Consider the following 1,938-nt stretch of genomic DNA (forward strand, 5'->3'; position numbering starts at 1 on the left):
ATCAACGCCTGGTGCATCGCTGCATAGTCATCACCGGCGGTAACATCTTCAATGTTAAACGTGCGGTAATCCTGCTTAAGCGGCCCGTTACGATCAAATACCACGCATGAAGCAACCGTAGCCTCACCGGAGCTGTGACTAATATCGAAACACTCCAGTCGCTGCGGCACCGCGTCAAGCGCCAGCGACTCCTGCAATTCCAGAAACCGATTGTATACGTTTTTCTTATTCGCCAGATGTGATGCAAGGTGTTGCTCAGCGTTAGTTTGCGCTAGCCGCTGCCAGCCCGCACGCTCGCCACGCACATTATGAGACAAGGTGACTCGTTTACTTCGCTTATTCCCCAGCGCCTCTTCAAGACAGTCTTTATCTTCAACTGCGTATGAGGTGATTACACTGTTCGGAATCTCACGCTGCGATGACAAATACCATTGCGCAACAAAAGCAGACAAAACGTCCGCCTCAGTTTCTTCAACGGAGACTTTAGGGTGAAAGATTTTGCTACCAATAATACGCCCTCCACGTACGAAGAGCATATGTACACAGGCACCACCCGGCTTGAGCGCGCAACCCAGCACATCCGCATCACCTGCTGAGCCAAACACATACTGCTGCTCCTGCACCTTCTGAAGGCTTACAATCTGGTCGCGAAACTCAGCCGCCTTTTCAAACGCCAGGCTCTCAGATGCCTTTTCCATGTCGGCAGCCAGTTCCTCCATGATGACTTTGCTTTTGCCATCCAGAAACATCATTGCACGACGCATGTCTTGCTGATATTGCTCGGGACTAATCAGCTCCACGCAAGGTCCGCTACAGCGCTTTATCTGATACTGCAGGCAAGGGCGGGAGCGATTTTTAAAGAAGCTCTCATCGCACTGACGAATACGAAATATCTTTTGCAACAGGTTCAGGCTTTCGCGCACCGCTCCGCCACTCGGAAATGGCCCAAAATATCGGCCACTACGACGTCGAGCGCCACGATGAAAGCGAATTGCAGGATAGGCATCTTTGTCAGAAACAAAGATATACGGATACGATTTATCATCCCTGAGCAGGATGTTATAAGGTGGCCGCTGCTGCTTGATCAGGCTCTGCTCAAGCAGTAAAGCTTCGGTTTCGCTATTGGTTACTGTGACTTCAATATCAGCAATTTTGCTGACCAGAGCTTGCGTCTTGGTAGATAGGCCGGTGCTTCGAAAATAGCTACTTACGCGCTTCTTTAAATTTTTGGCCTTGCCGACATACAAAATATCACCCTTCACGCCGAACATCTGATAGACGCCTGGGCGACCCGTTAATCGGCCTAGAAAGGATTTGGAATCAAAAAGCGATGAAGTAGTTTCAGTGTTCAAAACAGCCGGTGACTCTAATGTTACGGTAGCGCGGAGCCTGCAACTTTGTAGTGCCTAACCCCGACAAAGAGCGATATTACTTGGCGAGATTAAGCGCCTTGTTGTGACCCATATGCTTATGAGTCGCTTCGCGGTGCAATAACTGAAGCTCTTCTCGCGTTGAGTCACTGATCCCGGCACCACGTGATAGGGATACTTCCAGATAGGCACCGATTTCAGCGTAATAGAACAAGCTGTTCTCGGTAGATTTCGCGCGTTTAAGTTTCGTAAGCGCGATTTGCGCACCATTCAGTAAAATGTAGTTGATGTCGGTTTCCGATAGCAACGGGTTACGTTCGCGCTCATTGAGCGGTGTTTTTTGCGAATCAGATTTGCTCATTCCGAAAATCCTGTTAAATACTTATGGAGCACCAGCCATTACTTTAAAGCCTAAGAGGTGGTCTTGTTAACTGATTCTTTCATTACACAACAGATTCATGCGGATATTCGCTGGCTGCTTGAGTCGCCTGCGCTGATGTTACTGCCGGCCGACCAAGATGGAACACACTGGCTGCATAGACATACCAGCGCTCTGAACCCGGACGAC

2 protein-coding genes are annotated in these 1,938 nt (G+C 49.4%); both read right to left on the minus strand.

The window, feature by feature from the left end; all coding sequences use genetic code 11:
- Window positions 1-1,271 (minus strand): excinuclease ABC subunit UvrC (uvrC, locus tag ABYW01_RS20530; protein ID WP_372836354.1); only part of this gene is annotated, 1,271 nt, incomplete at its 3' end.
- A gap of 157 nt (window positions 1,272-1,428) precedes the next feature.
- Window positions 1,429-1,731, minus strand: a complete 303-nt coding sequence (locus tag ABYW01_RS20535) for an excinuclease ABC subunit C (protein WP_372836355.1) — start codon at window positions 1,729-1,731, stop codon at window positions 1,429-1,431.
- Between the last annotated feature and the right edge of the window lie 207 nt (window positions 1,732-1,938).

It is taken from the genome of Pontibacterium sp. (genome assembly GCF_041587635.1).
Lineage (GTDB): Bacteria > Pseudomonadota > Gammaproteobacteria > Pseudomonadales > Balneatricaceae > Pontibacterium.